We start from the raw sequence: 20,995 nt of genomic DNA, 5'->3' as shown, positions 1-20,995 counted from the left end.
AAACATGGCGCAGGAATTTTTGGCCCAGCGCTCGGCATCCGAAGCGCCCCGGCCCGCATTCGGCTATGAGTCGTCCAGCCGCAGCAGCACCAAAGCATGACGACTTCGAGGCTGCCCTCCACAGAGGTAGCGTGCGTAGGCCCGCCATGGCGACAGTCTGCGTAGCCGTTGCCGCCATCGTCGGATCCCATTGCGGGACGCAAGGCCCAGCCCGATAGTGCCCCTCCGATAAGCACCCGGCGCCTGTTGTCTTTTCCTCGTTGCTCATTTGGTAGTTCCATCCGCCGATGTAACGGTGTCCGCAATCGGTTCAGTGTCCGGACTGTCGAGCTGGGCTGTTGAGCGGTCCCTTCGACGTAAAAGCAGGAAGCCGGCGAGACCGGCCAGCAGGAGTAAACCGGAAACCCAGGTATTGACGCGCAGCCCAAGGATGGTGTTGGCGTAGTCGGAACGGAGTAATTCGAAGATGAACCGACCGGATGTGTAGAAGACCACATAAAGGGCAAATACTGATCCCGCGCCAAGCCGGTATCTCCTATCCAGAAACATCAGCAACGAAGCAGCCGCAAGACACCAAAGGGACTCATAGAGGAACGTTGGCTGGAAGTAGCCAAGCACCACGGGAGCCCCGGCCGCGTCCGTGGCCGCCCGGCCGGTGGAAAAATCCATCTGATGGATCTGCAATTTCCAGGGCAGCGCCGTCGGGTCGCCATAGAGTTCGTTGTTGAACCAGTTGCCCCACCTGCCCAGCCCTTGGGCGATCAGCAAGCCAGGGGCGGCCGAGTCAATCAGTGCAGTAAAGGGCACGTTATGCCGGCGGCAGCCAAGGTACGCTCCGAGCAGTCCCAGGGCCACGGCTCCCCAGATACCCAGGCCGCCGTCCCAGATTTTGAGGGCATCCCACGGATTCTTCCCCGGAAAAAAGTAGAGCTCCGGGTCCGTGATGACGTGATAAATCCGGCCGCCCACGATGCCGAACGGAACAGCCCAGATGGTTATGTCCAAGACCACGCCGGGGCGGCCACCCCTGGCGGTGAGGCGACGGTCGGCGAGCCAGACCGCGAAGACGATCCCTGCCAGGATGCACAGCGCATAGAACCGAATCGTCAGGGGGCCGAGCTGGAAGGCATCGACGGCGGGTGAGGGGAAAAACAGCTCAGAAGCTGCCGCTGGGTTCATGGTCGGCCTGTCTTAGGTGGTGTAGGAGAAGACGCCCATCATGCCGCGTTCGGCATGGAGGGCATTGTGGCAGTGGGTGAGCCATTGGCCCGGGTTGTCCGCGTCGAACTGGACGGTAACGGTCTGCTTGGGCCTGACGATGACGGTGTCCTTGCGTGCACCGTCATCGCCCACCTGGAATGTATGGCCGTGGAGGTGCATGGGATGCCACATCATCGTGTCGTTGATGAACGTCACCTGGACGCGCTCTCCGATTTTCAGGTCGAAGGTGTTCTCGAACGGCTTAGCCATATCGAAGCGTTTCCCGTTGATTCCCCAGTCGTATTTGCCCATCCCGCCGGTCAGATGCAGCTCGTGGACCCGGTCCGGTGTTTTTGTCGGCAGGGTCACGGATGGGTCGGCCTTGAGCTGACCACCGTCGACGACGACGCCGTCAAGTTGAGCGGGCAAGTCCGCTGCCGCGGGCGGCGTCCCGATGCCGGTGGCAACGAGTCCGTATGTCAGCTGGCCCTTGCCCTCGGCCAGAGCCAGGACAGGAGTGATTCCGTCCCGGACTGTCAGGAGTGCGTCGATCCGCTCCCCCATGCCCAGCACGACGGCGTCCACGTCCCGGTGCGCGACGGGGAACCCGTCGGCATGCGTGAGTGTGAGTTTCTGCCCGGGGATACCGACGCGGTAGGCGGTGTCCCCTGCGGCGTTGATGATGCGCAGCCGGATGACCTCTCCGGGCTTGGCTGTCAGCGTTTCGGGCTGGGAAGGCGGCCTGCCGTTGAAGAGGTGGAAGGGAAACTTCACGTCTCCGGCATCCCCTCCCAAGAAGTCGCTGCGGGCCCCCATCAGCATGTGTCCCATATCCATCCCGCCCTGCCCCATGCCCCCGGTCATCCCGGACGTGCTCGTCCCCCCGGACATCCCGGACATACTCATGCCCTTGGACAGCTCCTGCAGCACCTCATCGGGCGTGCCTGTGACGCCGTCGAGCCAGTCATCAAGCACAATGACCCAGTCCCTGCTGTACTGCAGCGGCTCCTTGGGGTCTTCGATGATCAGGGCGCCGTAGAGCGCCCGGGCCCGCTGCATTTCCACGTGCGAGTGGTACCAGTAGGTCCCCGGATGGGGCAGCCTGAAGTTATAGGTGAAGTCGGCACCGGGGGCGACGGGTTGCTGCGTGACGTTCTGGACGCCGTCGTCGTTGTTCCGCAGAGCCACGCCGTGCCAGTGCACCGTCGTGCCGTCCGTGAGCCCGTTGGCGACTTTTGCTTCCAGCAGGTCTCCGACGGTCGCACGGATCAGTGGTGCCACTAGGGCTCCGTTGTAGCCCCAGGTAGTGATCTCTTTGCCGTCCAGACTGGTACTGAGCGCCGCCGGTGTCAGCTGTGCACTCACGGTCTTACCCGTGGATGTGCGGCGCGACTCGTACTCGGCGATCAACGGATTGTCGGGCATGATCCGGTGGGCGTCCGCGCCGGTTGTCTGGGTGGGAGCTGTATTGCCCGTGCACGCGGCGAGCGCTGCAGCCGCGGTGGCTGCGACGGAGAGTCCAATGAAGCTGCGGCGGTTGACCTGAGTGGTCATGATAACCATTCCTTACTAATGATGATGATTGGGGAATTTCAGACCGGGGTGACGAAGGTCCCGGATAGGCCCTGCAATTGGTAGATCCACTGCATCCAGAGGCCGCTCACCATGAGCAGGCCGAGGGCAATGAGCATAGATGCGCCGGCGATATTAACTGCGCGAATGTGCCTGCGGACGTAGCCGAGGATCCGCGTGACCCAGCCGAGCCCCATCGCGACGAGGGCGAACGGAATGCCCAGCCCCAGGCAATAAACGAAGGCCAGCAACGCACCGCGCCAAGCGTTCCCGGAGGTCACGCTGAGAGTCAGGACAGCGCTGAGGGTAGGACCCATGCACGGTGTCCAGCCAAGGCCGAAAACAATGCCGAGAAGCGGTGCCCCCGCCAAGCCGGTGCGGCGAGTGAGTGCGAGTTTACGGGTCTGCTGGAACCAGGAAAATTTACCCATCAGCACCAAGCCCATGACGATCACGACGACGCCGAGGACCCGTATGAGCGGGTCCTGCCACCGGGTGAGCCACGACCCGACCGTCCCGAAGGCCGCACCGTAGAGCGTGAAGACCGCTCCAAAACCCAGAACGAACAGGGCGACTCCGGCGAGGACACGGCGTCTGTTCTTTGGTTGGCTTGGATCGGTGAGCCCGGAAACATATCCCAGATAGCCCGGAACGAGAGGCAAAATGCATGGGGACATGAATGACACAATGCCTGCGATCATTGCCAGCGGCATGGCGATCAGTAGTGCTCCGGAGCTGACCGAGTTGGCGAAGAACTCTCCGATATTCATCGAGCTAGCTGGAATCCGCTGGGCTGAAAGTCATTCCGCCATCCTTAGAGACCTGAACACCGGTACTCGTGGCGGCCCAGATCCGCGGCTTCCCCGTTTCTCCCTCAACTGCTGTGACCGCCTGCACCTGGCCGCTGATTTGGCCGGTTTGGACCCAGCTCAGACCGGCGTCGGCGGAAGCGTACACCGTGCCGTCCGGCGCGACCCCCACGGCCTCCGTCGTTGCTTTGTCCTTAGCAGTTGCAAAGGCCGCGTACTGCATAATCGGAGCCCCGGGATTCGGCTGCCACGTTTTTCCGCCGTCGGTGGAACGTTGTAGGCCCTGTTCCGTGGTGGCCAGGACAACGGTGCTGGCGGGGCTGCCGGCCAGCGCTGCGGGAGCGAAGGACGACGGCGACGGAGTCCAGTTGACGCCGTCGGCGCTGGTCTGCAGGGTCCCGTCGAAGGCCACCAGGCCTGACTTGGTGGAAGTCAGGGCGTGGAAGTCCGATTGACCCTGCCGGGAGACGGGATTCCAGGTTTTACCCGAGTCTTCGGATTTGATGAGTCCGACGGGGTCCGGCAAAGCCGATCCCGCGCCCGGGTGGCCCGAGGCATAGAATACGGCGGGATCCGCCGTAGCCGTGAACCCCATCAGGTCAATGGTGTCGCTGATCTTGACCGGCTGTTTTTTGCTCGCGTCATACAGCCCATCGTGGGTGGCCAGCAAGACTTCCGACGAAGCCGGGCCCACGGCGATGGCGTGAATATGGGCAGCGGGACTTTGGGAAGTTGGCGCCGGATCAGCTGCCGTTGATCCGGCAGAGCACCCCGCAAGCAGCAGGGCGGCGGTGGCCAGCACCGCGGGGGCAGCCAATCGATGGTCGCGGGGAAGGAAGGTAGGTGTGTTCACAGCGGGCTCCAAGGAAGGAAAGAAGGTGTCCCAGTGGCGACCCGGATCCCCGGGCGCCACTGGCCGTGACAGCGTGCCCTGACTCAGAGGGTCGTCAGCAGATCCTGCATTTCCTTGATCTCGGATTCCTGGGTGGAGACGATGGACTTCGCCAGCGCAACTGCGTCAGCGTTCTTGCCGTCGATCACCTCGGCCTTAGCCATCTCCACTGCCCCTTCGTGATGGGTGACCATCTGCGAAAGGTACAGCTTCGCGGCCTCCGCGCCCTGCGCCGCGTCGAGCTTTTTCATCTCTTCATCGCTCATCGTGCCGGTCATTCCCGACGTGCCGGACATTCCCGACATGGCCGTCGGTTCCTTCCAGGCAGCAAGCCACCCCGTCATCTTCTCGATCTCGGGGGCTTGCGCCGCCTTGATTTTGGTTGCCAGGGCACTGACCCGCGGGTCGATGCCCTGCTTGGCCAGCAGCAAATTGCTCATGTCCACGGCCTGCAAGTGGTGCGGAGTCATCATCTGGGCGAAGGTGGTGTCGGCAGAGTTGCGCTCGGCGCCGGCCATCATCGCGGAGTCCCCCGCGCTCGTGCTGGTAGAGCCCGCAGAGCTGCCGCCGTGATCCATGCCCGGCATGCTGCCGCCGTCGGTGCCGGCAGAGCAGCCGGCAAGGGCGATGGCCGCGGCAACGGCCGTGGACGAAATGGTCAGAAACTTCTTCATTGGTAGAGTCCTTCACTAAAAACTAGAGTCTCACTCGATAGCCGGCGCACGGTATCAGTGCGCGTCGATGAAGGCCGTCCGCATAGCGGCGGCCAAGTCATCGGTTTACGTTCGGCTAACGGAGAGCTGGCTTAGTGAAGGTCCATCGGGGATCCGCTCGACCGCGGTAAATACTGGCGTTCGCCCAAACGCAATATCGCCATACAGGTGGGTAACCGTCTGCGGCGCCGGGACAATCATGCCCGCCGGACCGAAGGTGGGCATGCAGGCATCCATGGCCATCGACCCGGGGCAGCCAGCTGAACAGCTACAGATGACAGGAACTTGTTCAACCGGCGCGTGCGGACCGGAGACCGTCACGGCATTAGCCGTCGCTGCCGAGGTTGTCATGGCTGCTGGAGCCATTGACATAGCAGGCGTTCCGCTGATCACGTGCATGCCCAGGATTCCCCCGGTTATACCGAGCACGACGATGAGCAAGCGTCCCCAGCGCAGGATGGATCGGATGCCGGGCAGTGAGACTGTGCTGCTCATGAATCCTTCCTTATTCGCTGGGTTGCCAGCCATCTTACCGGTCACGCTTGCGCCCTGAAGAACCCAAGGCAATGGGCTTAAGCGAAGGCGGTATGCAAAGCTGGCAATTGACGCTAATAAAATACCCCGGCAGGGTATACTGGTCAAGGCTCGGCCGGCAGCGGCGCATTTCTGTGCAAGAATCTACGTATGGATGCAGATAAGAGGATATGCGGCCGGGAACCGGACAGCCAATACGTTGAACTGGCGGTCGAAGTGTTCGCAATGCTCGCCGACGCCACGCGGGTACGGATAGTTCTGGCGCTGCGGGACGGTGAAATGCCCGTCAACCAGTTGGCCGAGATGGTCGGAAAATCTCCGGCAGCCGTGTCCCAGCACCTGGCGAAAATGCGCCTTGGACGCCTTGTTACCACCCGACAGGACGGCACGAGGGTGTTCTACCGCCTGGAGAACGAGCATGCTCGCAAACTTGTCACCGACGCCATCTTCCAAGCGGAGCACTCCCTCGGGGGAACCCCCCGCCACCATCACGTCGAAAGCATGGACGCGTCATGAGCAACCACCACACCGACCACGACCATACGCATCCTGACCAGCACGAGCACGGCCACGAAGACTCCCACGGCCACGGCCACGGCCACGGCCACGGCCACGGCCACGAAAATGGACATGACCATGGTCATCCCCATGGGCACCCCGCTGGAATCAAAGGGTTTTTTTACGGATTGTTCGTTCCGCACAGCCACGACGCCGCGGATTCCATCGATGATGCACTGGAGGCCAGCGAACAGGGCGTCCGAGCGGTGAAGATTAGTTTGTTCATGCTACTCGGCACCACCATCCTGCAATTCATAGTGGTCCTGATCAGCGGCTCCGTAGCGCTGCTGGCGGATACCATCCACAATTTCTCCGACGCCCTGACGGCGGTCCCTCTCTGGATTGCGTTCATCCTTGCCCGCCGGGCAAGGACCCGGCGCTACACCTACGGCTTCGGTCGAGCCGAGGATCTGGCGGGATTGTTCATCGTGGCCGTCGTCGCACTATCGGCCATTATTGCAGGCTGGCAGTCCATCGACCGACTGATCCATCCTCAAGTCTTGAATAACCTGGGGTGGGTTGCCGCTGCAGGGCTGGTTGGTTTCGCTGGGAACGAGGCCGTTGCCATCTACCGGATCACGATCGGTCAGAAGATCGGTTCGGCAGCCTTGGTCGCGGACGGCGTGCACGCCCGAATCGACGGCTTCACCTCGCTGGCCGTCGTCGCTGGCGTCATCGGCGTATGGTTGGGCTTCCCCCTCGCCGACCCCATCGTCGGCTTGCTGATTGCCGCGGCGATCATCGTTTTGCTCTGGGGTACGGTGCGGAGCATCGGCCGACGGCTGATGGATGGAATCGAACCGGAGTTACTTGACCGCGCGGAGTCGGCTCTGACCGGCACCCCCGGCGTGCACTCCGTCCAGGCACTGCAGCTGCGCTGGATCGGACACCGGCTCCAGGGCAACGCCAGCCTGGAGGTCAGTGACATGCCAGTGACAGCGGCCGAAGAAATCATCCGTGAAGCCGAACACCGGCTGGGACACGCCCTGCCGAATCTGGACCTGATGTCCGTCCGAGCCGTTACGAAACCAGCTGAACAGAACGCTGGTGAACAAAACGAGCCTGAACCACGCCACGGCGAGCTCGCGGCACACCACGATCGTCCGCACGGGTGAATCTATTCCACTCGCTGTCCGACCTGCGCGGGTGACCGGCCCCGACGTGCTGGCCCGGATTCCCGGCAACGGAACCTTCACTGTAACCGGTGAAGCGACGGTCAGCCGTGCTTAACGCTCTTTCACGACCGCAAGGAAATCGCTGACTTGATAGTAAGCAATCCGGCCCTGTGCACCAGCGCGCATGATCTGCTCCCGCAGATACGGGTCCCACCAGAGGTGAAAGGTGTCGACGACGACGACGACGCCGACGGCGGCGGCGGCCGGGTGCGGTGCTGCGAGCCCGATGGCGGGTACATGGCCGCCTTCCCCGTGGCCGCTCTCGCTGTATCCGCAACCAGAGCGTCGCCGTCGCAGGCTTTGACGACATGGCAACCCTCCGGACTTCTCCCCGGATTCCGAGCCTCCGCTGACCGCTGACGCCGGACGGCATGCCGATGGCGCGGCGCTCTACGGAATGCAACAGTCCCTCGACGCCGCCTGGCAGCCCCCCGGATGCCGGCTGGCGATAAGCTGACAGTGCCCTCACAACGTACGTCCAGCCAATTCCCAGCCAACCATCGGAGACTGAAATGGTGAAAAAGAATGGACCAGAAGCGAGGCTCCTTGTCGTCGATGACGAGCCCAATATCCGCGAGCTACTTTCCACTTCGCTGCGCTTCGCCGGTTTTGAGGTATTCGCCGCCGGCAACGGCCGCGAAGCGCTCGCCGCTGCTGAGGAACACAATCCGGACCTTGCGGTGCTGGATGTGATGCTGCCGGATATGGACGGTTTCACCGTGACCCGACGGCTGCGCGCCGCGGGACGGCATTTTCCTGTCCTGTTCCTCACCGCCCGTGACGATACGGAGGACAAGGTCACCGGCCTCACGGTGGGCGGGGATGACTACGTCACGAAGCCCTTCAGCCTGGACGAGGTGGTGGCCCGGATCCGCGCCGTGCTCCGGCGCACGCAGCCGATGGAAGACGACGACGCCGTGATACGGGTCGATGATCTGGAGCTCGACGACGACGCCCATGAGGTCCGCCGCGGCGGCCGCACCATCGAGCTCTCCCCCACCGAATTCAAGCTGCTGCGCTACCTGATGCTGAACCCAAACAGGGTCCTTTCCAAGGCGCAGATCCTGGACCACGTATGGGAATACGATTTCAACGGCGATGCCTCCATTGTGGAGTCCTATATTTCCTACCTGCGCCGCAAGGTGGACACCGATCCCCAGTCCCCGGCGCTGATTCAGACCAAGCGCGGCGTGGGCTACGTGCTGCGGACGGTCGAAAAGCGCTAACGGAGCCGCACAGTGATCCGGACCTGGAAGAACGCCTCGCTGCGCACACAGCTGGTGGCCATCATCTGCGCCCTGCTGTTGGTGTCCATGCTTGCTCTCGGCGGCGCGACATATGTGCTGCTCCGTGCGTTCCTGCAGGATCAGATGGACAACCAGCTGACGACCTTCCAGAAGTCCATCGCGCAAACCGGCATCACCCCGGCCGACGCCAAAGGCGACTCGCCATTCGGCTTCGAGTACTACGTTCGGTTCTCTTACCCGGATGGGACCATATTCGCCCAGAATCGCCAGGGCCGGGACACCCCCGTACTGGATTCCTACTCGCTGCCGCAGGCCACCGGGCTGGCGGACCGGCCCTTCACCGTTCCCGGGACCGCGGGCAATGATCCGTGGCGCGTCATCATTGTCTCCCCCGCCAATATCAGGGGTCAGAGCAGCAGCGGTGCCTCGACCAGCTTTGCCGGGTACGTCGTCGTCGGCCTTCCCTACACGGATCTCAACAACACCATGGAACGGCTGGCGACGGTGATTGCCGGAGTCTCGTTGCTGGCCGTGGCGCTTGGAACCGTGATTGCCAGGTGGACGGTCTCCAGATCGTTCGTGCCGCTGTCGCGGGTGGAAAAGACCGCCGCGGCCATCGCTGCCGGCGATCTTTCCCGCCGGGTGGAAATTGAAAACCCAGCGACCGAGGTGGGTCGGTTGTCCGGCTCGCTCAATGCCATGTTGGCACACATCGAATCCGCCTTCGCCGCCCGGACGGCGTCGGAACGGCGGATGCGCCGGTTTGTCGCGGATGCCTCGCACGAGCTGCGCACTCCTTTGGTGACCATCCGCGGTTTCTCCGAGCTGTACCGGCAGGGCGCGCTGCAGAGCTCCGACGATGTGACCACGGCGATGGGTCGGATCGAGAGCGAAGCCAAGCGGATGGGTGAGCTGGTGGAAGACCTGCTGATGCTGGCCCGGATCGACGAACAGCGCCCGGTGCAGCGCAAGCCGGTGGATCTGCTGCTGCTCGGGCACGACGCCGTAATCGATGCGCGAGCGGCCGCGCCGGACCGTGTGATTACCGTGGTGGGGCTCGACGACGGTCCGACTGTCAGTGCGCCGGTGAGCGGCGACGAAGCGAAGCTGCGTCAGGTCGTGGCCAATCTGATGGGCAACTGCATGCGCTACACCCCCGACGGCAGCCCGGTGGAAATCGCGGTGGGAGTCACCGGCACAGGCGATGACAAACGCTCCGTGCTGCAGGTCCGCGACCATGGACCGGGCATTTCCGAGGAGGAGGCGCCGCGGATCTTCGAGCGTTTCTACCGCGCCGATTCCTCACGCAACAGAGACACCGGCGGCAGCGGCCTGGGGCTGGCCATAGTCTCGGCCCTGGTCGCCGCGCATGAGGGCACGGTCAGGATGGAACAAACCCCGAATGGCGGAGCAACGCTGGTCATCTCGCTGCCCTTCCAGGCTCCCGACGATGCCGTGGACGACGCCGGCCCGGAGGACTCATTGGACCGCCGGCAGGACTCATTCAACCACCGGCACGGCTCATTCGACCACCGGCACGGCGGCGACGGGTCGGACGGCAACAGCAGCTTCTCCTCCACCGACGCCTGACCCAGTGTGTTATGCACTGAGTGTCGGCAGCCGCTGGGCCCGCACGGCGTCGGCCGCTAGCCTCGAGGGATCCGGTTACATCCCCAGTCCAGGAGGCACTCACATGGCCGTGTTCCATGTCAACAGCGACGATCTTGCGCTTAAGAGCCAGGCGGTCAAGGGCTCCATCGATCAGATCCGTGCGGAGGTGGATGCCATGCAGCGCAACCTGTTGGATCTGCAGTCCAGTTGGACAGGTGCCGCGGCCACGAATTTCCAATCCCTGATCACCGATTGGCGCAGCACCCAACTCCGCGTTGAAGCATCGCTGGAGAGCATCAGCCGTGCACTGGCCAGCGCGGCAACCCAGTACGCGCAGGCCGAAGACGCCAACACCCGGCTCTTCGCCGGCTGACCCGTCAGCCGACCTGTGGTCGGTCCTATGCCTCGGGCGTTCCCTGGTGGAAGCGCAGCCGCCACTGGCCACCGGTCTGCCGCCACAGTGAACTGCGCAGCGCGGAACCCTCGCGGCCGGTCGTCCGGTAGGTCATCAGGGCCGTCGCCTCATCCAGCAGAGCCACGTCCAGCACCTCCATGTCCGGATCCGGCCCAATGTCCGCACCCATGGCGCCGAGCATCGCATCCCGGGTCCACATCCGGCCGGAAACTCCGAACTCCTCAAAATCGGGGTGTAGCAGCACCGCCACGCGGCTGGAGTCCCGGCGCACGTCCGGACGCAGCAGTTCCTGCTCCAGGGTAATAATTTGGTCCCGGACGGACGAGGTCAGGGGTTCAAAATCCCCCTCCAGCAGGCTGGAAAAGAGGTCGGGGTCCTCGTGCGCCACGGCCCGCCGCCCGGACACGGCGTCCGCTCCGGTTGCCCCGAGCTCCGCAGCGGCGGCTGCGGATCCCGGATAACCCGGGCCTGCCGGAACAGCCCCGCCGGATTGGAATGCGATGGCCACGGCGCGGGCGCGCACGTCTGCCGCCTCATTCAGGTCATGTCCGGCATGACCCTTGACCCATTCGAAACTGTAGTCCCGTCCGGCGATGGCGGCGTCGATATCCTTCAGAAGGTCAACGTTGAGCACCGGTTTACCATCGGCCTTGCGCCATCCCTTGCGCTTCCAGCCGGCCATCCATTTGGTGATGCAGTTGATGACGTATTGGCTGTCGCAGAGGATCCGCAGGTGCTCGTCCGGCACGTCCTCGGTGGAGCGGAAGAGATCAAGCACCGCCATCAGCTCGCCCTGATTGTTGGTGCCGTGTGGCCATCCGCCGGCCCGCCAGCAGGAATCGTCCACGTACCAGGCCCAGCCGGCGGGTCCTGGGTTTCCAAGGGCAGATCCGTCCGCGGCAGCAACAATCGTCATGCATCCATACTTTCAGATCCAAGCCACCGTTAAGACACCAAAGGCGCCCCTGCCGGAAACTAAGGTGGCAGGAGCGCTTTGGCGCTTGGAAAGCAGAGTGGCTTAGAAGCCGCCCATGCCCCCCATGTCATCTGCACCCGGGCCGGCCGGAGCCGACTTCTGCGGCTTGTCGGCCACAACAGCTTCGGTGGTCAGGAACAGACCGGCGATGGAGGCCGCGTTCTGCAGTGCAGAGCGGGTCACCTTTACCGGGTCGTTGATGCCGGCGAGCAGCAGGTCCTCGTAGACGCCGGTTGCTGCATTGAGGCCGTGCCCGACGGGCAGGCCGCGGACCTTCTCGACAACGACGCCGGGCTCCATGCCCGAGTTGAAGGCGATCTGCTTCAGCGGCGCGTCGATGGCAACGCGGACAATGTTCGCGCCGGTTGCTTCATCGCCGGTCAGGTTGAGGTTGGCAAATGCCTTGACCCCGGCCTGAATCAGGGCGACGCCACCGCCGGGGACGATGCCTTCTTCCACAGCGGCCTTGGCGTTGCGCACTGCATCTTCGATGCGGTGCTTGCGCTCCTTGAGCTCAACCTCGGTTGCGGCTCCGGCCTTGATGACCGCAACGCCGCCGGCCAGCTTGGCCAGGCGCTCCTGCAGCTTCTCGCGGTCGTAGTCCGAATCGGAGTTTTCGATCTCGGCGCGGATCTGGGCAACCCGGCCTGCGATGGCCTCGGCGTCGCCGGCGCCCTCAACGATGGTGGTCTCGTCCTTGGTGACAACAACCTTGCGTGCGCTGCCGAGCAGCTCAAGGGTGGTGTTCTCCAGCTTGAGGCCGACCTCTTCGGCAATGACCTGTCCGCCGGTCAGAATGGCGATGTCCGCCAGCTGAGCCTTGCGGCGGTCGCCGAAGCCCGGTGCCTTGACGGCAACGGACTTGAAGGTGCCGCGGATCTTGTTCACGATCAGCGTGGCCAGGGCCTCGCCCTCGATGTCCTCGGCGATGATCAGCAGCGGTTTGGACGACTGCATGACCTTTTCCAGAACGGCAACGAGATCCTTCACGTTGGCGATCTTGGAGTTGGCGATCAGGATGTACGGGTCTTCGAGGACCGTTTCCTGGCGCTCTGCGTCGGTGACGAAGTACGCGGAGATGTAGCCCTTGTCGAAGCGCATGCCCTCGGTGAGCTCAAGCTCCAACCCGAAGGTGTTGGACTCCTCGACGGTGATGACACCTTCCTTGCCGACCTTGTCCAGCGCCTCAGCGATCAGGGCGCCGATTTCGGGATCGCCGGCGGAGATGGACGCGGTTGCGGCGATCTCTTCCTTGGTCTCGATTTCCTTGGCGGAGGCGAGCAGCTCGGCGATAACGGCTTCGACAGCCTTCTCGATGCCGCGCTTGAGGCTCAGTGGGTCGGCTCCGGCCGCGACGTTCCGCAGGCCTTCCTTGACCAGGGCCTGTGCCAGAACGGTCGCCGTCGTCGTACCGTCACCGGCGACGTCGTCGGTCTTCTTGGCAACTTCCTTGACCAGCTCGGCGCCGATCTTTTCGTAAGGATCGTCCAGCTCGATCTCCTTGGCGATGGAAACACCATCGTTGGTGATCGTCGGAGCGCCCCACTTCTTTTCGAGCACAACGTTGCGGCCGCGCGGGCCGAGGGTGACCTTGACGGCGTCGGCGAGGATATTCAATCCCCGCTCCAGACCGCGGCGTGCCTCTTCATCGAATGCAATGATCTTGGCCATGTAGGCTTCAGTCCTTTCGGGACAGTCATTTCGGACTCAGGACCAGGCTGCGGTGCCCGCGACGGACGAGCCGTGGACGCGGCGATCTCTATACGCCGGCCGGCAGGCTCTCACCACACTGGTTACTGCATCACTCGCTCCGGCACCTCGAGTTTTTAGCAGTCGGCACCGGAGAGTGCTAACTCAATAATTAGCACTCACCCGTGGAGAGTGCAAGCGGATCGGATTTCTTGCGCTGCCGGCGAACTCCGCGCCGGGGAAATTGCACCGCCAGCGTCGCCTCATTCTCTGGCGCCCCGCATGGTCATGGCATAGCGTTAATGAAGAATACATTCCCTTACGCGTTTGTCCCCCGCAACAGCATCAGGAGTCAGCATGAGCGAAAATCCGCAGCAGGGAAATCCGGCCGACCCCGATCTGCCCCGCGAGAACATGCCCTCCGAGTCACTTCCCGGATACCAGTCTCCCGACTCCCCCTACCAGCCTCCGGAGACAGGGGGCAGCGGATACGGCCAAGCCCCTTCGGGCAAGGTTCCCTACCCCAGGCCGGACGAAGCCCCCGCTGCCGAGCCGGAGCAGTACGGTCAGCAGCCGTATCCCCAGCCGCCCGCGGGGCAGCAACCCTATGGCCAGCAGCTTGGGCAGCAGCCGTATCAGCAGTCATATAATCAGCAGCCCTACGGTCAGTCGCCCGGTCAGTCGCCGTACGGTCAGTCGCCGTACGGTCAGTCGCCGTACGGTCAGCAGGTATACGGCCAGCCCGGCGTGGAACAGAAATCCAAAATTGCGGCCGGACTGCTCGGCATCTTCCTTGGCTCGTTCGGCGTCCACAATTTTTACCTTGGCTTCACGGGCAAGGCGGTGGCCCAGTTGCTGATTACTGTGCTGTCTATTGGTACCCTCTCCTGGGTCAGTTGGATCTGGGGCATTATTGAGGGAATTCTCATCCTGACCGGATCCGAAAACTTCAGACATGATGCCAAGGGGATCCCGCTGCGGGATTAAAACTGCGGGACTGCCCCTGCGGGATTGACGCTGCGCGACCGCCAGCCAGAAACCGGAACCATGCCCGCAACCGCGGACGGAGCCGTAGCCAGGACCCGCGGCTGGATCTGTGCGCAGAATCCTGCCGTGCCCGGAGCCGCGGCCGGAGCCGCCGGCCGCAGCCGCGCCGGCTAAGAGTTCCCCAGTTTCCTCCTTCTATGTCCCTGAATGCGCAACTGAATGATCCGCGCCCCTCCGGCCAGGGCCACCAGGATCCCGCCCCCGACGGCCGCTATAAACAGCGCTATCCCCAAGGCCAGCGATCCCTCCAAGCCAAGGAAGTAAACCCTGACCTGATCCTGATTCTGGATGAAAAAGATAATCAGCAAAACCAGCACGGCCAGCGAAATGGCCACGGCGACCCAGACAGCCGCAGCGCGTGTCACACCTGTTCCACGGGGTATTTCCGTGCCGGAACGGCCGGGGTCCGTGCCGGAACGGCCGGGGTCCGTGCCGGAACGGCCGGGGTCCGTGCCGGAACGGCCGGGGTCCGTGCCGGAACGGCTCCGGCTCAAAGGCCCCTCGGGCTCGTCCGTTTCCTGTGCCCGGGGGCCGAGCCCGGATGGAACGCCTCGTGACGGTTCGCTGGATTCGGTGCTCATGGTCCGACTCTCCTGTCTGTGACCGCGGATCCAGCGTTGCGGCCTCGTTGCTGGGGCCGGGACCGGACGTTCCGCGTTGCTGGTTCCGATACTTGTACTTAGGCAACATCCTAGGCCGGAAAGGGCCACCGCGCCCTTGCTCCCCGTACCCTTGCTCCCCGCACCGGCCGACAATAGGCTTGCTTACTATCAGTAGGCTTACTGCCACCAAGTTTGCCTGTCACCAGCTTTGCTTGCCACAGAGGGTGCTTACCATCAAGTTTAAGGAGAGCCGGATGCGGGTTGCTGTCATCGGAGCCACCGGGAACGTAGGAACAGCGCTGCTGCGGCGTCTTCACCAGGCCCCGGGAGTCGAATCCGTGCTGGGAATTGCCCGCCATCTCCCCGATCCCGACGCGGAGCCGTACGCCTATGTGCGCTGGCACAGCGTGGACATAGGGGCACCCGGGGCGGCGCCGCGTCTGGCCGCAGTACTTGACGGGGCCGACGTCGTCGTCAATCTTGCCTGGGCCATTCAGCCCAACCATGACGAGCCGACCATGTTCGCCACCAATGTCACCGGGCTGGAAAATGTGCTGCTTGCCGCGGCCAGTGCCAAGGCCCGGCACGTCGTATATGCCTCGTCCGTCGGCGCCTATAGTCCAGGGGCCAAGATCCGGCGCTCGGATGAAGCGTGGCCCACCGGAGGCATTCACACCTCGCATTACAGCCGGCACAAGGCGGCCAACGAGCGCCTGCTGGACGCGTTCGAGGCCCAGCATCCGGAGGTGGTAGTCAGCCGCCTGCGGCCCTCCCTGATTTTCCAGCGCGACGCCGGAAGTGAGGTCGGGCGCCTATTCCTCGGTCCCCTGGTGCCCAAGTACCTTGGCTACAAAATCACGACGCCGTTGCTGCCGCTGCCCCGCGAGCTGACGTTCCAGGCTGTACACGCGGACGACGTAGCGGACGCCTATTGGCGGGTCATCGCCGAGCGTGCGCCCGGCGCGTTCAATGTCGCGGCGGAACCGGTGATCACCCCCGAGCTGTTGGGGTGGATTCTCGGGACCCGCCGGATCATTACCTTGCCGCTGGTGGTGCTTCGTGCGCTGGCCGCGGTGACCTGGTGGCTTCGGCTGCAGCGTTCCGATCCGGGATGGGTGGACATGGCCGCGCAGTCACCGGTTATGAACACGGACAGGATCCGGGCGTTGGGTTGGGATCCGAAAATCAGCTCCGTGGACGCCATGGTGGCTGCGATCCAGGGCATGGGCTACGGCGACGGGGTGGCAGGTTCCCCCAAGCTGCAGCCGCGCCGGACGCGGGCCGGAAAGTGATCTCCACGGAACTTGCCGGTGCCCTGCGCAGGGCCGGCCTGCGCTGGATACCGGTCGCCGGCGACACGTTCTGCATCGAACGGCTGATCGACAGTCCCGACGTGCTCGAGGCAAATGAGGTTTTCGTGGTCAGCGATATGACGATCGAAGCCCACGCCTACCCCACCGGGACCGTACTGGGGATGAACGGGACCACTGAATGGGCGCTGGACTCCGTCTCGCTGGAGGAATCGCTCTGGCTCCCGCACGAGAATCAGCTCCGGGACCTGCTGGGGGGCACCTTCAGGGCGCTGCGGCGGGAAGCCCTCAACAGCGGCCAGATCGGGTTCGTCGTGGAGGTTCAGCGGCAGAGTGCGCTCAGGCTCTACCAGGACCCGGATCCCGCGGAAGCGTACGGGAAGGCGGTGCTGGCGCTGGTCAGCGACGGCGCAGCGTAGACGACGGCGTAGCGTTAACACAGGGCGCCGGAGCACCTTGCGGCGTCCGGAAACCCATGGGACGCATCATGACTGTGCACGGTGAAAAGAAGCTCGGCGTCCTCTTCGACGTCGACGGAACCCTGATCGACTCCAGCTACCTGCATACGATCGCGTGGTGGGAGGCGTTCCGGCGGTACGGGCTGGATGTGCCCATGGCGTCCATTCACCGGGCGGTCGGAATGGGCGGAGACAAGCTCATCGGGCATCTGCTCGGTGCAGACCGGGACCAGGATAACGACGCTGCGCTGGAAGCCGCCCACGGGGCTATCTTCTCCACCCGCTGGCCGTCCCTGCGGCCCTTCGCCGGGGCCAAGGACCTGTTGGTCCAATGCGCGGATGCACAGCTCGCCGTTGTGCTGGCGACGTCAGCCAAACGGGACGACCTCACTGTCCTAAGAGCGGCGCTGGATGCCGACGCCAGCATTGATGCCGCCACGAGCTCCGCCGATGCACAGGAGAGCAAGCCCGCCCCGGATATCCTGGCCGCGGCGTTGCGGGCCGGGCACCTTGAGGCGGAAAACGTGGTGTTCGTCGGGGATTCCGTGTGGGATGTCCAGGCCGCCGCAAAACTGTCGATCCCGTGCATCGGCGTCACCTGCGGCGGCACCAGCGAGGCCGAGCTGAAGGACGCCGGCGCCGTGGCTGTTTTTGAAGGCCCGCAGCAGCTGTTGTCCAATCTGGCGCAGAGCCCGATCGGCCCGCTGGCGGCCCGTGCGGCCCGACGAAACTAGCGGGCCCAAGGAGACCCCGCCGGCACGGAACTTTGCGGCCCCGGCGTCGCCCCGGCAGCCGCTGATTACGGCGCAGTCGCCTTTTCCGTCCCGCTCATCACGGGTTTATTGTCCGCACCAAAGCTGTAGACAACGTAATTTGCCGCCGTGATATCACCGTTCTCGTTGAAGTTGATGGCACCGGAGATGCCGTCGTAGTCAATGTGTTTCTTTTGCATCAGCAGCTGCGAACAGTCCGGATACCCGGTGCAGGGCACCCCCGCGGCCTCGCCGGCTACCCTGCCTCCGGAGACGGACAGCAGCTTGGCCGCGATGGAGGCCCCCGCGTCGTCGTTAGCCGCCGTTGCGGCCAGCGCGGCCAGCATCACGGCGTCGTACGTTTCGCCGGCGAACGTCATGTCCTTCAGCGCCGGCGAGACACTCAACAGCTGCTGCTGGAATTCCGCCGTCGGGAAGATTCCCGGCAGCAGACCGGTGGCACCCTGCAGCGCGGTCGAGGCCAGAGCGGTGCCGTAAATTCCCGTGGCGCCGTCGCTGAGCACCAGCTTGGACCCCGGAATGCCGGCATTCGCCAGCTCGGCCAGCATGGCCTGCCCGTCACCCCGGGCCACCAGGATGACCGCGTCGGGCGACGCATCCTTGATCGTCTTCACGGCATCCGCTTCCGTGCCCGGCTTGGCCTCCGCATCGGCCGCAACGGAATGTGATGATGCCTTCAGCGCATCGGAGACGGCATGGGAGACGTCCGTCCCGTAGCTTCCGCTCTCGTGCAGCACGGCAACCCTGGCACCGATGCCGGCAGCCCGTTTGGCCAGCACCTGTGCCTGCAGGGTGGACGAAGCCTGGGTCCTGAAGTAGTACCCCCCGCTGCCGATGCTGCTCAGTTCGGGCGCCGTGTTCGCCGGCGAGATGAGCGTAACCTTGGCCTTGCTCAGCACGTCGATGGCGGCCACCGCGTTGGACGAATCGGTCGGTCCGATCACCACGTCGGCGCCGGCCGCCACCATGTGCTCCGACTGGGCCCGGGTATCGGTTCCCGGCGTGACCGGCAGCAGCGCCACCGGTTTGCCCTTGAATCCGCCGCTGGCATTGATCTGGCTTACGGCAAGCCGTGCAGCCGCCTGCTCGGAATCGTTGATGAAGCCCTGGGTGCCCGGGCTGTCCAGCAGCAGACCGACCCTGAGTACGCCGTCGCCGCTGGGCTCCACGTCGGCGGTCCGGGCGTTGCCGGACGTGCCGGAGCAGGCTGTGGCAACCAGCACGACGGCGGCAAGCGAGATAGCGAGGGAACCGCACCGCACGCCGGCGTGCCCGGCCCTGCTCGTCTGCTGCCCCGGGCCGGCACAACGCGTGGGCCAGCGACGCTGAGCGGAGCCACGCGGGACGGAGTCACGCGGGACGAGAGTCGCCGATGGCGCAGGCGTCACTGAGCTCCCGGCCCCAGCACAACAGCCAGCGGAATCTGCAGGTCCGCGGTCTCGGTCAATCGGGTGATCCCCAGCAATGCCCCGACCGCCTCGGCAGTGGCTTTCTGCTCGGCGCCCTGGTAAAAAATGACCGAGCTGGGCTGGGCCGCACCAGCCCAGTTGGCCATCTGGCTGACCGACCACCCGGCGCCGGTCACCATGTCACCGTACTTCGCGGCGAGTCCCACGACGCCTGAGGCATTGAGCACACTGATCGGCGTTGTCCTGTCCACTGCAGTGGCCTGAGGTGCTGCAGCCGGCGCGGACGACGGCGGCGCCGCCACCCTGGAGGTCGGGGTGGCAGGCGCGCTCGACGAAGGGGCGCCGGAGGGTTCGGGACTGGAGGATGCAGGCGTCGACGTTGGCGTAGCCGACGGCGATCCGGAGGTATCGGACACGGAGCCGAAGCCGAACTTCGGCAGCACAAAGAACGCTGCGGCACCGATGATCAAGGCCACCACACCGAAAACAATCAGCGGTGCAAGCGCGGCCCTCGGTGCATCAATGGAATCGCGGTGGACCCCGCGGCGCGACGAATGTTCGGGGACTTTGTCGAACTCATCCCGCGGGTGTTTGCTCATGTGGCTACTGCGTCCTTGTGTTTATTGCACGTGGCTTCGCGTCAGTTTCCCAGCCGGCGGGCCGTCCTGGCCCTCTGACGCGACGTACGTAGTCTACGCAGTCTCTTGACCAGCATTGGATCATGGGCCAAAGCGTCCTCTGTGTCGATCAGGGCATTGAGGATCTGATAATAGTGCGTCGCGGACATGTCAAAGAGCTCACGGATGGCCTGCTCCTTGGCCCCGGCGTACTTCCACCACTGCCGTTCCAGCGCAAGCATCTGCGCGTCGCGTGCGCTGACGGCCCTCGCGGCCTGCTCCCCCCCGGGGCCGGCATCCACCGGAGTCCCGGGCATCGGTGCAGGTTCAGCCACGGCACACTCCATTCCAAATTCCGGCAAAGTCAAGTCCCTCCATGATAAGTGCGAATCACACTGTTGTCATTTGGTGGCCTTTTGGCCTGCCCGCCGGCCGCTTCCCCCTGCCGGTCACCCGCCAGGCCGTTGGCGTGCCAGCTGGGCGGTCCCCTGTGCGTGCCGCCGAGCGGACGATGCACATGCGCTCCGGGTCGGCCAGAATAGGGTGCGTGACTGATTCCGATGCACTTTTCGATCCCCCCGCATCCGATCCCCCCGGGACAGGCCGCTGGCAGGCTGACGATGAGGACGCGCTCGCGCGCTTAGCGGATGAGCCGCTGGCGGCCATGGCTCCGGACTGGGCCGCGGCCCTGCAGCCGGTCGAGGAGCAGCTGCGCCGGATGGGCCGCTTTCTGCGGCGGGAGTACGACGACGGACCCGGGTTTCTGCCCCGTCCCCGGCACGTTTTGCGCGCCTTCGAACGTCCCCTGGCCGACGTCAGGGTGCTGATCGCCGGTCAGGATCCCTACCCCACCCCGGGGCACTCCGTCGGGCTGGCGTTCTGCACGGACCGGCGCACCCGCCCGCTGCCGCGTAGTCTGGCCAACATTTATAAGGAGCTTCAGTCGGATCTTGGCATTCCGCCGGTGCAGCACGGTGATCTGAGCCCGTGGGCGGACCGGGGTGTGATGCTGCTGAACAGGGTTCTTTCCGTGGCGCCGGGAGCCACCGGCTCGCACCGCGGGAAGGGCTGGGAGTTCGTCACGGATGCCGCCATCAGCTCCCTGGCAGCCCGGGACACGCCGCTGGTCGCCGTCCTTTGGGGCAAGGATGCACTCAAACTCCGGCCGCTGCTGGGCGGAACCGCCGCCGTCGTCTCCGCGCACCCCAGCCCGTTGTCCGCTTCCCGCGGATTCTTCGGATCGCGGCCGTTCAGCCGCACCAACGAACTGCTGCAGGCCCAGGGCGGGTCCCCGGTCGACTGGGCCCTTCCCTCGCTATAGGCTCGTAAGGGCGCCCTCACCCAGCTGGCAAAAGCCCGGTCTGGAGGTTGTCCACGCCGATCCCAGG

The 20,995-nt window shown here is 64.4% G+C and carries 24 protein-coding genes; 11 read left to right on the top strand and 13 right to left on the bottom strand.

Annotated elements, in window-relative coordinates; genetic code table 11:
* Nucleotides 1-264: 264 nt before the first annotated feature.
* The 6 genes from lgt to QMG52_RS00180 form a co-directional block, all read right to left on the bottom strand.
* On the bottom strand, nucleotides 265-1,179 hold the full coding sequence (gene lgt / locus QMG52_RS00205) for a prolipoprotein diacylglyceryl transferase (protein WP_283558425.1): 915 nt from the start codon (nucleotides 1,177-1,179) through the stop codon (nucleotides 265-267).
* 12 nt (nucleotides 1,180-1,191) lie between these two features.
* Complete coding sequence (locus QMG52_RS00200; protein ID WP_283558424.1) at nucleotides 1,192-2,754, bottom strand: multicopper oxidase family protein; 1,563 nt, start codon at nucleotides 2,752-2,754, stop codon at nucleotides 1,192-1,194.
* 38 nt (nucleotides 2,755-2,792) lie between these two features.
* Nucleotides 2,793-3,542 (bottom strand): cytochrome c biogenesis CcdA family protein, encoded by a 750-nt coding sequence (locus tag QMG52_RS00195; RefSeq protein WP_283558423.1) that lies wholly within the window; start codon nucleotides 3,540-3,542, stop codon nucleotides 2,793-2,795.
* Nucleotides 3,543-3,546: 4 nt separating this feature from the next.
* Nucleotides 3,547-4,434: a F510_1955 family glycosylhydrolase gene (locus tag QMG52_RS00190; RefSeq protein ID WP_283558422.1), complete on the bottom strand. Its 888-nt coding sequence runs from the start codon at nucleotides 4,432-4,434 to the stop codon at nucleotides 3,547-3,549.
* Between the two features lie 83 nt (nucleotides 4,435-4,517).
* Complete coding sequence (locus QMG52_RS00185) at nucleotides 4,518-5,147, bottom strand: DUF305 domain-containing protein (protein ID WP_283558421.1); 630 nt, start codon at nucleotides 5,145-5,147, stop codon at nucleotides 4,518-4,520.
* A 105-nt stretch (nucleotides 5,148-5,252) separates the two neighbouring features.
* On the bottom strand, nucleotides 5,253-5,681 hold the full coding sequence (locus QMG52_RS00180) for a DUF6153 family protein (RefSeq protein WP_283558420.1): 429 nt from the start codon (nucleotides 5,679-5,681) through the stop codon (nucleotides 5,253-5,255).
* 189 nt (nucleotides 5,682-5,870) lie between these two features.
* Here QMG52_RS00180 and QMG52_RS00175 point away from each other — a divergent pair, with 189 nt between their 5' ends.
* Nucleotides 5,871-6,236 carry an ArsR/SmtB family transcription factor gene (locus tag QMG52_RS00175; RefSeq protein ID WP_283558419.1) on the top strand — a complete coding sequence of 122 codons (366 nt, stop codon included), beginning with the start codon at nucleotides 5,871-5,873 and terminating at the stop codon, nucleotides 6,234-6,236.
* Here the strand turns inward: QMG52_RS00175 and QMG52_RS00170 are convergent.
* Nucleotides 6,209-6,358 (bottom strand): hypothetical protein, encoded by a 150-nt coding sequence (locus QMG52_RS00170; RefSeq protein WP_283558418.1) that lies wholly within the window; start codon nucleotides 6,356-6,358, stop codon nucleotides 6,209-6,211. The genes QMG52_RS00175 and QMG52_RS00170 overlap by 28 nt on opposite strands.
* Before the next feature lie 48 nt (nucleotides 6,359-6,406).
* On the opposite strand from QMG52_RS00170, the gene QMG52_RS00165 reads away from it, so the two are divergent.
* The 5 genes from QMG52_RS00165 to QMG52_RS00145 all read left to right on the top strand — a co-directional run bounded on the left by QMG52_RS00165 (nucleotide 6,407) and on the right by QMG52_RS00145 (nucleotide 10,684).
* Nucleotides 6,407-7,393, top strand: coding sequence for a cation diffusion facilitator family transporter (locus QMG52_RS00165; protein WP_283558417.1), 987 nt, complete (start codon nucleotides 6,407-6,409; stop codon nucleotides 7,391-7,393).
* A 147-nt stretch (nucleotides 7,394-7,540) separates the two neighbouring features.
* A complete protein-coding gene (locus QMG52_RS22055; protein WP_502920411.1) occupies nucleotides 7,541-7,813 on the top strand; it encodes a hypothetical protein in 273 nt (90 codons plus the stop codon).
* Between the two features lie 155 nt (nucleotides 7,814-7,968).
* Nucleotides 7,969-8,679 (top strand): response regulator transcription factor, encoded by a 711-nt coding sequence (locus tag QMG52_RS00155; protein WP_283558608.1) that lies wholly within the window; start codon nucleotides 7,969-7,971, stop codon nucleotides 8,677-8,679.
* A 12-nt stretch (nucleotides 8,680-8,691) separates the two neighbouring features.
* Nucleotides 8,692-10,290: a sensor histidine kinase gene (locus QMG52_RS00150; protein ID WP_283558416.1), complete on the top strand. Its 1,599-nt coding sequence runs from the start codon at nucleotides 8,692-8,694 to the stop codon at nucleotides 10,288-10,290.
* A 103-nt stretch (nucleotides 10,291-10,393) separates the two neighbouring features.
* On the top strand, nucleotides 10,394-10,684 hold the full coding sequence (locus tag QMG52_RS00145; protein WP_283558415.1) for a WXG100 family type VII secretion target: 291 nt from the start codon (nucleotides 10,394-10,396) through the stop codon (nucleotides 10,682-10,684).
* 25 nt (nucleotides 10,685-10,709) lie between these two features.
* Here the strand turns inward: QMG52_RS00145 and QMG52_RS00140 are convergent, their stop codons facing one another.
* Both QMG52_RS00140 and groL read right to left on the bottom strand, forming a co-directional pair.
* On the bottom strand, nucleotides 10,710-11,642 hold the full coding sequence (locus tag QMG52_RS00140; RefSeq protein WP_283558414.1) for an RNase H family protein: 933 nt from the start codon (nucleotides 11,640-11,642) through the stop codon (nucleotides 10,710-10,712).
* 102 nt (nucleotides 11,643-11,744) lie between these two features.
* Entirely contained in the window at nucleotides 11,745-13,373 is a 1,629-nt protein-coding gene (groL, locus tag QMG52_RS00135; RefSeq protein WP_283558413.1) for a chaperonin GroEL, read from the bottom strand.
* Between the two features lie 375 nt (nucleotides 13,374-13,748).
* On the opposite strand from groL, the gene QMG52_RS00130 reads away from it, so the two are divergent.
* On the top strand, nucleotides 13,749-14,378 hold the full coding sequence (locus QMG52_RS00130; protein ID WP_283558412.1) for a TM2 domain-containing protein: 630 nt from the start codon (nucleotides 13,749-13,751) through the stop codon (nucleotides 14,376-14,378).
* A gap of 170 nt (nucleotides 14,379-14,548) precedes the next feature.
* Here QMG52_RS00130 and QMG52_RS00125 read toward each other — a convergent pair whose 3' ends face one another.
* Nucleotides 14,549-15,019, bottom strand: coding sequence for a LapA family protein (locus QMG52_RS00125; protein WP_283558411.1), 471 nt, complete (start codon nucleotides 15,017-15,019; stop codon nucleotides 14,549-14,551).
* 275 nt (nucleotides 15,020-15,294) lie between these two features.
* Here QMG52_RS00125 and QMG52_RS00120 point away from each other — a divergent pair, with 275 nt between their 5' ends.
* From QMG52_RS00120 to QMG52_RS00110, 3 genes are all read left to right on the top strand, one after another.
* Nucleotides 15,295-16,332: an NAD-dependent epimerase/dehydratase family protein gene (locus tag QMG52_RS00120; RefSeq protein ID WP_283558410.1), complete on the top strand. Its 1,038-nt coding sequence runs from the start codon at nucleotides 15,295-15,297 to the stop codon at nucleotides 16,330-16,332.
* Nucleotides 16,329-16,769, top strand: a complete 441-nt coding sequence (locus tag QMG52_RS00115) for a pilus assembly protein CpaE (protein ID WP_283558409.1) — start codon at nucleotides 16,329-16,331, stop codon at nucleotides 16,767-16,769. The genes QMG52_RS00120 and QMG52_RS00115 overlap by 4 nt, the downstream gene beginning before the upstream one ends.
* A gap of 68 nt (nucleotides 16,770-16,837) precedes the next feature.
* Nucleotides 16,838-17,542, top strand: coding sequence for an HAD family hydrolase (locus QMG52_RS00110; RefSeq protein ID WP_283558408.1), 705 nt, complete (start codon nucleotides 16,838-16,840; stop codon nucleotides 17,540-17,542).
* Between the two features lie 65 nt (nucleotides 17,543-17,607).
* Here the strand turns inward: QMG52_RS00110 and QMG52_RS00105 are convergent, their stop codons facing one another.
* The 3 genes from QMG52_RS00105 to QMG52_RS00095 all read right to left on the bottom strand — a co-directional run bounded on the left by QMG52_RS00105 (nucleotide 17,608) and on the right by QMG52_RS00095 (nucleotide 19,924).
* Nucleotides 17,608-18,804, bottom strand: a complete 1,197-nt coding sequence (locus tag QMG52_RS00105) for an ABC transporter substrate-binding protein (RefSeq protein ID WP_283558407.1) — start codon at nucleotides 18,802-18,804, stop codon at nucleotides 17,608-17,610.
* A gap of 161 nt (nucleotides 18,805-18,965) precedes the next feature.
* On the bottom strand, nucleotides 18,966-19,589 hold the full coding sequence (locus QMG52_RS00100; protein WP_283558406.1) for a LytR C-terminal domain-containing protein: 624 nt from the start codon (nucleotides 19,587-19,589) through the stop codon (nucleotides 18,966-18,968).
* A gap of 41 nt (nucleotides 19,590-19,630) precedes the next feature.
* Entirely contained in the window at nucleotides 19,631-19,924 is a 294-nt protein-coding gene (locus tag QMG52_RS00095; protein ID WP_283558607.1) for a DUF3263 domain-containing protein, read from the bottom strand.
* 230 nt (nucleotides 19,925-20,154) lie between these two features.
* Between QMG52_RS00095 and QMG52_RS00090 the strand changes: the two genes are divergently transcribed.
* Entirely contained in the window at nucleotides 20,155-20,928 is a 774-nt protein-coding gene (locus tag QMG52_RS00090; RefSeq protein WP_434617638.1) for a uracil-DNA glycosylase, read from the top strand.
* Nucleotides 20,929-20,995 lie beyond the last annotated feature (67 nt).

The organism is Paenarthrobacter sp. PH39-S1 (assembly GCF_030063245.1).
Classification (GTDB): Bacteria; Actinomycetota; Actinomycetes; order Actinomycetales; family Micrococcaceae; genus Arthrobacter_M.
This window is presented reverse-complemented; position numbering and strand designations above follow the sequence as displayed.

Excerpts from the sequence above, each read along its gene's own strand:
- lgt (WP_283558425.1), bottom strand. The coding sequence starts at position 1,179 with ATGAACCCAGCGGCAGCTTCTGAGCTGTTTTTCCCCTCACCCGCCGTC.
- QMG52_RS00200 (WP_283558424.1), bottom strand. The coding sequence starts at position 2,754 with ATGACCACTCAGGTCAACCGCCGCAGCTTCATTGGACTCTCCGTCGCA.
- QMG52_RS00195 (WP_283558423.1), bottom strand. The coding sequence starts at position 3,542 with ATGAATATCGGAGAGTTCTTCGCCAACTCGGTCAGCTCCGGAGCACTA.
- QMG52_RS00185 (WP_283558421.1), bottom strand. The coding sequence starts at position 5,147 with ATGAAGAAGTTTCTGACCATTTCGTCCACGGCCGTTGCCGCGGCCATC.
- QMG52_RS00180 (WP_283558420.1), bottom strand. The coding sequence starts at position 5,681 with ATGAGCAGCACAGTCTCACTGCCCGGCATCCGATCCATCCTGCGCTGG.
- QMG52_RS00175 (WP_283558419.1), top strand. The coding sequence starts at position 5,871 with ATGGATGCAGATAAGAGGATATGCGGCCGGGAACCGGACAGCCAATAC.
- QMG52_RS00170 (WP_283558418.1), bottom strand. The coding sequence starts at position 6,358 with ATGGTCATGTCCATTTTCGTGGCCGTGGCCGTGGCCGTGGCCGTGGCC.
- QMG52_RS00145 (WP_283558415.1), top strand. The coding sequence starts at position 10,394 with ATGGCCGTGTTCCATGTCAACAGCGACGATCTTGCGCTTAAGAGCCAG.
- QMG52_RS00140 (WP_283558414.1), bottom strand. The coding sequence starts at position 11,642 with ATGACGATTGTTGCTGCCGCGGACGGATCTGCCCTTGGAAACCCAGGA.
- groL (WP_283558413.1), bottom strand. The coding sequence starts at position 13,373 with ATGGCCAAGATCATTGCATTCGATGAAGAGGCACGCCGCGGTCTGGAG.
- QMG52_RS00130 (WP_283558412.1), top strand. The coding sequence starts at position 13,749 with ATGAGCGAAAATCCGCAGCAGGGAAATCCGGCCGACCCCGATCTGCCC.
- QMG52_RS00125 (WP_283558411.1), bottom strand. The coding sequence starts at position 15,019 with ATGAGCACCGAATCCAGCGAACCGTCACGAGGCGTTCCATCCGGGCTC.
- QMG52_RS00120 (WP_283558410.1), top strand. The coding sequence starts at position 15,295 with ATGCGGGTTGCTGTCATCGGAGCCACCGGGAACGTAGGAACAGCGCTG.
- QMG52_RS00110 (WP_283558408.1), top strand. The coding sequence starts at position 16,838 with ATGACTGTGCACGGTGAAAAGAAGCTCGGCGTCCTCTTCGACGTCGAC.
- QMG52_RS00100 (WP_283558406.1), bottom strand. The coding sequence starts at position 19,589 with ATGAGCAAACACCCGCGGGATGAGTTCGACAAAGTCCCCGAACATTCG.
- QMG52_RS00095 (WP_283558607.1), bottom strand. The coding sequence starts at position 19,924 with ATGCCCGGGACTCCGGTGGATGCCGGCCCCGGGGGGGAGCAGGCCGCG.